This is a genomic window from Ralstonia sp. ASV6, from assembly GCF_016429285.1.
GTDB lineage: Bacteria > Pseudomonadota > Gammaproteobacteria > Burkholderiales > Burkholderiaceae > Ralstonia > Ralstonia flaminis.
Map to the genome: position 1 here is coordinate 1 of NZ_JAELUI010000197.1, position 7,335 is coordinate 7,335.

Sequence of the window (7,335 nt, forward strand, 5' to 3'; positions counted from 1 at the left end):
GTTCAAGCCCAACGCGAAGATCGTGCGCGGCTCGACCGGTGGCAACCAGATCACTTCGTTTTCATGCAGCACGCGGCCATCGGCAAGCTGCAAACGAGTGTCATCACCAGGTACGGCGGTCGCTGCATGGATCGCCCCGTCATAGGCGATGCGTGCGCGCTTCATTGTGAGTCCTCCTGCGCGTGGCGGACCAGCCGCGTTGTCAGGGTGCCGATGTTGGCAATGTCGATATCGATGTGGTCACCAGCGCGCGCCAGCGGCGGGTTCTCTGGCATGCCGACAAGCAGCACGTCTCCCGCATTGAGCGTCATGAAGGCTGTCACGTCGGCCAACAGTTGCGCGATCGGACGCACCAGCGTTGCGGTAGAAGCGCGTTGCCTGATTTCGCCGTTGATACGCACGGTGATGTCCAGTGCGTCCTCATTGGGCACATCGCTTCGATCCACCACCCAGGGGCCGATGGGGCAGAAACCATCACGACACTTATGGCGGATCGCCGGGCGGTAGTAGCTGGCATGCGGCACGGTCAGATCATTCACGATGGTGTAGCCGGCAATGAATGTGTGAGCCTGCGCGGCGCTCACGCGTGTGGCGGTGCGGCCAATCGCCACGCCCAGGCAGGCGCCGGCCCAAACCGCGTCAACGTCGACCGGCAGAACCACATCGCGGCCGTGCCCAACAAGCGTGTTGGCCGGCTTGATGTACAGGATGGGCGCTTTGGGTGGTGCTTGGTAAGGCGGCGCGGAGAGTGCATCGTCCAACATCGCCAACTCGCCACGGTAGTTCAGCAACGCACCGACGACGACGCCCTCGACGGGTGGCAGCCAATGCTGCGTGGCACCCGCCTCGGCATCTTCAGACGCCGTTGCCCATGCGATATCGTTCGCCCGACCATCCGGCAATGCCACTCTGCCTCGCCGCATCCTTGCCTCCTTGGCTTCGGGCCAGCATCAAGCCACCCATGTAATTAACATGTTAATCATCTAGCCAGATGACGGCTCTGTCAAGTCGGGAAACACTGGAACATCGGCAATGAAAAAACCGGTCACGTGGACCGGCTTTTTCAGAACGGTGGACGTGCGTCCACCATGCAGACCTATCGGACGCGCCGATGCCTGCGGAGGCAATCGACCGCGCTCAAGCCACGGCGATATGCACGCGCTTGACCACGACCGGCTGCGGCAAATCGGTCAACCCATTGGATCGCTGCACACCGTCGGCAATCAGCACGCGGGCAGCATCCTGAATCCGATCCTGGCCGGCCTCAAAGGCCGCTTGGAGCGACAACACCTGATCACCTTCCAGGCCTTCCCACAGGGCCTCGCGCGTTGCCACGCAAGTCACCTTTTCGCCATCGACCAACGCGTCGAACAGCAGGCCTTCGTTGTTGATGTCGTACGCCTCTTTCTTTTCGAACTTGATTTCCATCGTTAAAGCCCTCCGATTGCAATGGACAACAACGCACACGCTGTTGCGTGGAAACCGTGCGGGGGGGCCGGCACGATTCCGTCAAACATTGTGTCTGACCGCGAGATTCATTTTAACCATAGCTTGCGCCGCGCGTGCGAACCGCATCGGCAAAGCCAGAGAACCCGAACAAGGGCTCTAGCTCGCTATCCCAGGCGGCATCAGGGCTCGCACGCCCTTCACCATAGTTATGCTTTTTTGTCAGGACTGCGAGCGCCACCCGACTAAGCAAAGCGGGAGCCACATGCAAAGCCCGTGCCGACATGCAGGCCAGGAGACCATCATGCGCATCCAACCACACCGTTTGCGACACTTTCGTGTCAGCGCAACACTGACATTGCTGGCGCTGACAAGCGTCACGCACGCCGTGCAGGCCGCTGATTGTGCAGCGCTGCACGTTCAAAGCCCACCGCACACGGTTGCGGTTGTTGAACTCTATACATCCGAGGGTTGTAATAGTTGCCCGCCGGCGGACCGCTGGCTGAGTCGCACGCCGGCTGACCTGCAACATTGGATTCCCCTTGCGCTGCATGTCGACTACTGGGACGGCCTCGGCTGGAAAGACACATTCGGCCGTGCGGCCTTCTCTGCGCGGCAGCGTGCACTGGGCGACGCCACGAATGCGCCAACGATCTACACGCCGGAAGTCTTCGTCTCCGGCCGCGAGTTGCGGCGCTGGGCGGATCGCGCCGACTTCTCTCGCGCTATTGCAGCACGCAACGCACAACCTGCCATGGCGGATATCACACTCGATGCCACCGCCGCGAACACGCCACGTGCAGCTCTGCAAACCCGCGCGCGCTTCACGTTGCGGCCGAGCGCAGTCAACGATGCCAGCTCAACCGTCGCGTGGATCGCACTGACACAAAACAACCTGGTGAGCCACCCAAGTGGCGGCGAGAACGGCGGTGTGGAGCTACGCCACGACCATGTCGTCAGGGAATGGATCGGGCCAATCCGGTTGACGGGCGCGAGCACGCAATGGCAAGGCGACATTCCCCTGCCCGCCAATGCGCGTTCGGCCGATGTGAATCTGACCGCCTTCATCGAGCGGCCGCGCGACGCGGAAATCCTGCAAGCGGTTTCCGCGCCGCTATGCCGTTAGGCGGCCAGACGATCAGCGCGCCGTCTCCGAGGCCGGAGAGGCACCTTGCTGCGACGTATGCAGCAGCGAGCGGCGGCGCGCATAGCCGAAGTACACCAGCAGGCCGATCACTACCCAAACCGCAAAGGCGATCCAGGTCACGGCCTGCAGATGGCTCATCAGGAACAGACACATGCCGATGGCCAGCAGCGGCACCACCGGAACGCCCGGGCAGCGGAAACCGCGATGCAGGTCCGGACGCGTACGGCGCAGCACCAGCACCGCCACCGCGATGAGCGAGAACGCTGCCAACGTACCAATGTTGATCAGTTCGGCCAGCACGTTCAGCGGCACGAACGCGGCGATCACCGCAAACACGATACCGACCACCCACGTGTTCAGGAACGGCGTCGCGTAGCGCGGGTGGATGTGCGACAGGCGCTTGGGCAGCAGCCCGTCACGTGACATGGCGAAGATGATGCGGGTCTGACCGTAAGCCATCACCAGGATCACCGTGGTCATGCCGATGATGGCACCCAGGTCAACAAAACCCGCGACCCAGCCTTCGCCCGCCATCTGCAGCGCCAGCGACACCGGGTGGTCAACGCCTGCGAACTTCGTGAACGGCACGATACCGGTCATGATGGCAGCCACCACCACATAGAGGATCGTGCAGACTGCCAGCGAACCGATGATGCCGATCGGCAGGTCGCGCTTGGGGTTGCGCACCTCTTCCGCCGCAGAGGTGACTGCGTCGAAGCCGATAAAGGCAAAGAACACGATGGCCGCGGCACCGAACACGCCCTCCATGCCGAACGGCATGAACGGTTGCCAGTTAGCCGGCTGCACGTGGCGCACGCCCACGAAGATGAACAGCAGCACCACCGTCACCTTGATCACCACCATGACGTTGTTGGCACGCGCCGATTCACGCACGCCGAACGACAGCACAGTGGTAATGAGCAGCATGATCACCAGCGCAGGCAGGTTGAACAGCGTCTGCACGCCCGGGATGGCACCCGGCGCCGCCGTCAGCGCCACCGGCAGGTGAAGGCCGAAACCCGACAACAACGATTGGAAGTAGCCGGACCAGCCGACCGACACGGCGGAAGTCGCCAGGCCATATTCGAGCATCAGGTCCCAGCCGATGATCCAGGCAACCAGCTCGCCCATCGTTGCGTAGGCGTAGGTGTAGATCGAGCCCGACACGGGGATAGTCGAGGCGAACTCGGCGTAGCACAGCGCGGCAAACCCGCAGGCCAGCGCAGCAACCACAAACGACAACGTCAACGCGGGACCGGCGGTCAGCGCGCCCGTGCCTGTGAGCACGAAGATGCCGGTGCCGATGATGGCGCCGACGCCCAGGAAGGTCAGGTCCAGGGGCCCAAGGACTTTCTTCAGGCCGGTGTCGCTGTGGCCCGTGCGGATCATGTGATCCACGTTTTTGGTACGAAACAAACTCATTGACTGCGTCTCCTGTCTGCGTGCCTCCGTGGGTACGGATGCACTGTCGCGCACGTGTGGCGCGCGGCGGCGGATTTTTGCAAAAAGCGGGCATTTTACCCGTTGGCGACGTCCGCCCTTCCACATCGCCGTGATGCAGACAAGAAAATAGGACAATTCGTATCCGACTGGCGTGAGTCACAACAACTCACAACAATTGAGGCTCACTCAATCGAGTCGGCATCTTCTGCGAATAGCGTCTGTTGACGCGCGTGCGCATCGGACTCGTACAGACGCACCCCGACGCCCAGCAACCGCACGGGAATCTGCCGCCGCTCGAAGCCCTGCGTCAGCAATTTCGAGAACACCGGCAACGACACTTTCGGGTGAATACATTCGACCGTCGTGCCGCGAAAATCCGCGAAGCGCAGCTTGACGTACGTCTTGTGGATCATGTCGGCGGCGCGGGCACGTTCAACGCGTGCGGCAAGCTGCTCGACGAGAATGGTCAGCTCGCGCTGGCAATCGTCGAGCGTGCGCAGGTCAGTCGCGTACGTCTCTTCCACGCTGACGGACTTGCGGATCTGCGAAGGTTGCACCTGCCTGTGGTCAACACCGCGGCAGAGGTCATGCAACCGAAAACCGAAGACGCCAAAATGCTGCTGCAACCGGTCTGTGCCCCAACTACGCAGGTCTGCGCACGTTTCAGCGCCCAGCCGGCGCAGCTTGGCGGCCGTCACCTTGCCCACACCAAACAGGCGCTCCACAGGCAGCTCGGCCACAAAGGCATCCACCTGCTCCGGTCGCACCACAAACAGGCCGTCGGGCTTTTTCCAATCGCTCGCGATCTTGGCGATGAACTTGTTGGGCGCCACCCCTGCCGACACGGTGATACCGATCTCTTCCCGCACGCGGCGGCGGATGTCCTCTGCGATGCGGGTGCCGCTGCCAGCGAGCATCGGGCTGTCGCTCACGTCGAGGTAAGCCTCGTCCAGCGAGAGCGGCTCCACCAGCGCGGTATAGCTGTGATAAATCGCGAAGATCTGGCGCGCAACCTGGCGGTACTTGTCCATGGACGGCGGCACGATCAGCAAGTCCGGACAACGCTTGACCGCCTGCGACATGGGCATTGCGGAGTGGATGCCGAACTTGCGTGCTTCGTAGTTGCAGGTGGCCACCACACCGCGCCGCTCGGGCCGCCCGCCGACAGCCAGCGGCTTGCCGACCAGGCGCGGGTCATCGCGCATCTCGATGGCGGCGTAGAAGCAGTCGCAGTCGCAGTGGATGATCTTTCGCACGGCAGAAGGCCGTCAGGACGGGCCACAGCAAGCCGCGTCAGATGCAGGCTTGCACGTTCAGGAGGAACGCAAGCGTATCAGCTTCCGCCCGGTGCGCAGCGAATGTGCACGCTCGGCTGCGCAACAATGCATTTCGCCGATACCGCAGCGCAGCATCGGCGAATGGTAGGAAGGGAGAAGCGGCTTAACGGTTGATGTCGCGTGCCACGGCGCCGAGTTCGTCGTTCAACGCATGTTGTTCGTCGCCGGACAGGCCACCGTTGTGCTGGCTGGCCATGTCGTTGGCCTCCTGACGGATGCGACGCAGGCGGTCACGCAGGCCGTCGCCGCGGTACGGATCGATATAGCCCTGCGACTGGCGCACGTCAACGCGATGGAATTCCTCAGCGAGGCGGCCCTGCACCTGCTCAAAACGGGCACGCGGATCAACCGGTGCTGGAGCCGGCGCCGGGGCGGGTTCATGCACCACCACCGTGCGAGTTTGCTGCGGCGGAGCCACCACACAGCCGGCCATAGAAGCCGCTAGCACAGCACACAGAGTCAGACGCGGAAGAATCGACATGATTGGGCTCGTATTGTCGTTGTAGAAATGCGCAAGTCGCGCAGGGACTGACGCTATCTTACGAACCGCTTTGCGTAAAGCTGTGACGATTGGTAACAGCGCGTCACAGCCGCAACATCTCGGGCTGCTCTACCGGCGGCGGGGGTTCGTCGGGTGACGGCAGATCAGGAGGAATACCCGGCGGCGATGGCTCGTCAGGGGGTGGAACAGTGTGTGCGAGATGCATCAGGCTGCGCGCGCTGCCAGTGCAACTGGCGAACGGGTTGGCGTAACGGCTGGCCGACATGGTTTCCCTCCGGGCAAAACGCATTGACAATCTAGTACGCGAACCCCACACCAACAAGTCACTCTGCCCGACCACGCATGCACGACCTGCCCACCGCACACTTCCAAGACCGCTCACTCGTCCGCATCGGAGGTGTTGACGACCCGAGCGCAGAAGGCTCAATGCTGCTGCTCGCGCCGGAGGCCGGTGGCCGACTCGTGCGCTGGCGCCATCTCGGTGAAGAGATCCTGTTCTGGCCGGAGCATGCGGACTGGTCCAACCTGGCCAAGGTACGTGGCGGCAATCCGTTGCTGTTTCCCTTCATCGGCCGGCATTTTGTCGACGGCAAGATCGGCCAGTGGCGCGACGCACGCGGGCAAGTACATACCTTGCCGCAACACGGCTTTGCACGCGACCTGCCGTTTGAGGTGGAAGACGCGAGCGACACGCACATCGTCATGCTGCTGCGCGATCGGCCGCAAACGCGCGAAGGCTATCCGTTTGCGTTCGAATTTCGCATCACATATCGACTGCTGATCGACGGGCTGGAGGCAACGTTCTCGGTCAAGCATCTCGATAACGGCGATGCCCAGGCGCCGATGCCGTTTTACGCCGGGCACCATTTCTACATCGCGCTGCCGCATACGTTGCGCAGCGCGGCTGTGCTGTCGATGCCGACATCGCGGCTTTCACGCCAGCTGGCTGACGGCAGCCTTGATACGCCAGAGCCTGGACAAGCAACGTACCACCTGGACGACCCAACGCTGCAGGACCGCTATCACCTGCTCGACAACGCCGGCGCGGCCACGCTCGCCATTCCGCCGAACGCAGACGCGCCGCCTGGCCGCCGCATCCGCATCGAAGTGGACGGCGCGCCAGTGCCCTGGCACGCCATCACCACCTGGACGGAAAACGCCACGTCCGACTTCTACTGCGTTGAGCCTTGGATGGGCCTGCCCAACGCCATCCACCACGGCGAGGGCCTGCACCTGCTCGCCCCGGGTGAAACGCGTCAGGCCACCTGCCGCCTGCGGATCACCCGATAGCAAAAGCGGCCGCGGCGAGGCTCCTAGGCCTTCTCATACGCCTGCACCGCGTCCATCACGCGCGCCGAGTACACCAGCGCCGCCCCCGCGTTGAGCGAGATCGCTACGCTCAACGCATCCGCAATCTCTTCATGCGTGGCGCCATGCTTGAGCGCTTCGGCGGTATGCAC

9 protein-coding genes and 1 pseudogene are annotated in these 7,335 nt (G+C 62.9%); 2 read left to right on the forward strand and 8 right to left on the reverse strand.

Annotation, left to right across the window (positions count from 1 at the left end; all coding sequences use genetic code 11):
* From JHD73_RS25225 to JHD73_RS25235, 3 genes and pseudogenes are all read right to left on the reverse strand, one after another.
* Positions 1-165 (reverse strand): annotated as a pseudogene (locus tag JHD73_RS25225) (2-hydroxyhepta-2,4-diene-1,7-dioate isomerase); the annotation flags it as partial.
* The gene (locus tag JHD73_RS25230; RefSeq protein ID WP_199032907.1) at positions 162-923 is read right to left on the reverse strand and encodes a fumarylacetoacetate hydrolase family protein; all 762 of its coding nucleotides are present in this window, start codon (positions 921-923) and stop codon (positions 162-164) included. The gene JHD73_RS25230 and the pseudogene JHD73_RS25225, both read right to left, overlap by 4 nt.
* A gap of 214 nt (positions 924-1,137) precedes the next feature.
* A complete protein-coding gene (locus JHD73_RS25235) occupies positions 1,138-1,428 on the reverse strand; it encodes a DUF1488 domain-containing protein (protein WP_199032908.1) in 291 nt (96 codons plus the stop codon).
* Between the two features lie 322 nt (positions 1,429-1,750).
* Here JHD73_RS25235 and JHD73_RS25240 point away from each other — a divergent pair, with 322 nt between their 5' ends.
* Positions 1,751-2,572 (forward strand): thioredoxin family protein, encoded by an 822-nt coding sequence (locus tag JHD73_RS25240; RefSeq protein WP_199032909.1) that lies wholly within the window; start codon positions 1,751-1,753, stop codon positions 2,570-2,572.
* Positions 2,573-2,584: 12 nt separating this feature from the next.
* Here the strand turns inward: JHD73_RS25240 and JHD73_RS25245 are convergent, their stop codons facing one another.
* The 4 genes from JHD73_RS25245 to JHD73_RS25260 form a co-directional block, all read right to left on the reverse strand.
* Entirely contained in the window at positions 2,585-4,015 is a 1,431-nt protein-coding gene (locus JHD73_RS25245) for an amino acid permease (protein WP_199032910.1), read from the reverse strand.
* Between the two features lie 203 nt (positions 4,016-4,218).
* On the reverse strand, positions 4,219-5,292 hold the full coding sequence (gene dinB, locus JHD73_RS25250; protein WP_199032911.1) for a DNA polymerase IV: 1,074 nt from the start codon (positions 5,290-5,292) through the stop codon (positions 4,219-4,221).
* A gap of 184 nt (positions 5,293-5,476) precedes the next feature.
* A complete protein-coding gene (locus JHD73_RS25255) occupies positions 5,477-5,854 on the reverse strand; it encodes a hypothetical protein (protein WP_199032912.1) in 378 nt (125 codons plus the stop codon).
* Positions 5,855-5,957: 103 nt separating this feature from the next.
* Positions 5,958-6,140: a hypothetical protein gene (locus JHD73_RS25260; RefSeq protein ID WP_199032915.1), complete on the reverse strand. Its 183-nt coding sequence runs from the start codon at positions 6,138-6,140 to the stop codon at positions 5,958-5,960.
* A 77-nt stretch (positions 6,141-6,217) separates the two neighbouring features.
* On the opposite strand from JHD73_RS25260, the gene JHD73_RS25265 reads away from it, so the two are divergent.
* Entirely contained in the window at positions 6,218-7,165 is a 948-nt protein-coding gene (locus JHD73_RS25265; protein ID WP_199032913.1) for an aldose epimerase, read from the forward strand.
* Positions 7,166-7,188: 23 nt separating this feature from the next.
* Here the strand turns inward: JHD73_RS25265 and JHD73_RS25270 are convergent.
* Positions 7,189-7,335: carboxymuconolactone decarboxylase family protein (locus JHD73_RS25270; protein WP_199032914.1), on the reverse strand; the 147-nt coding region annotated here is incomplete at its 5' end.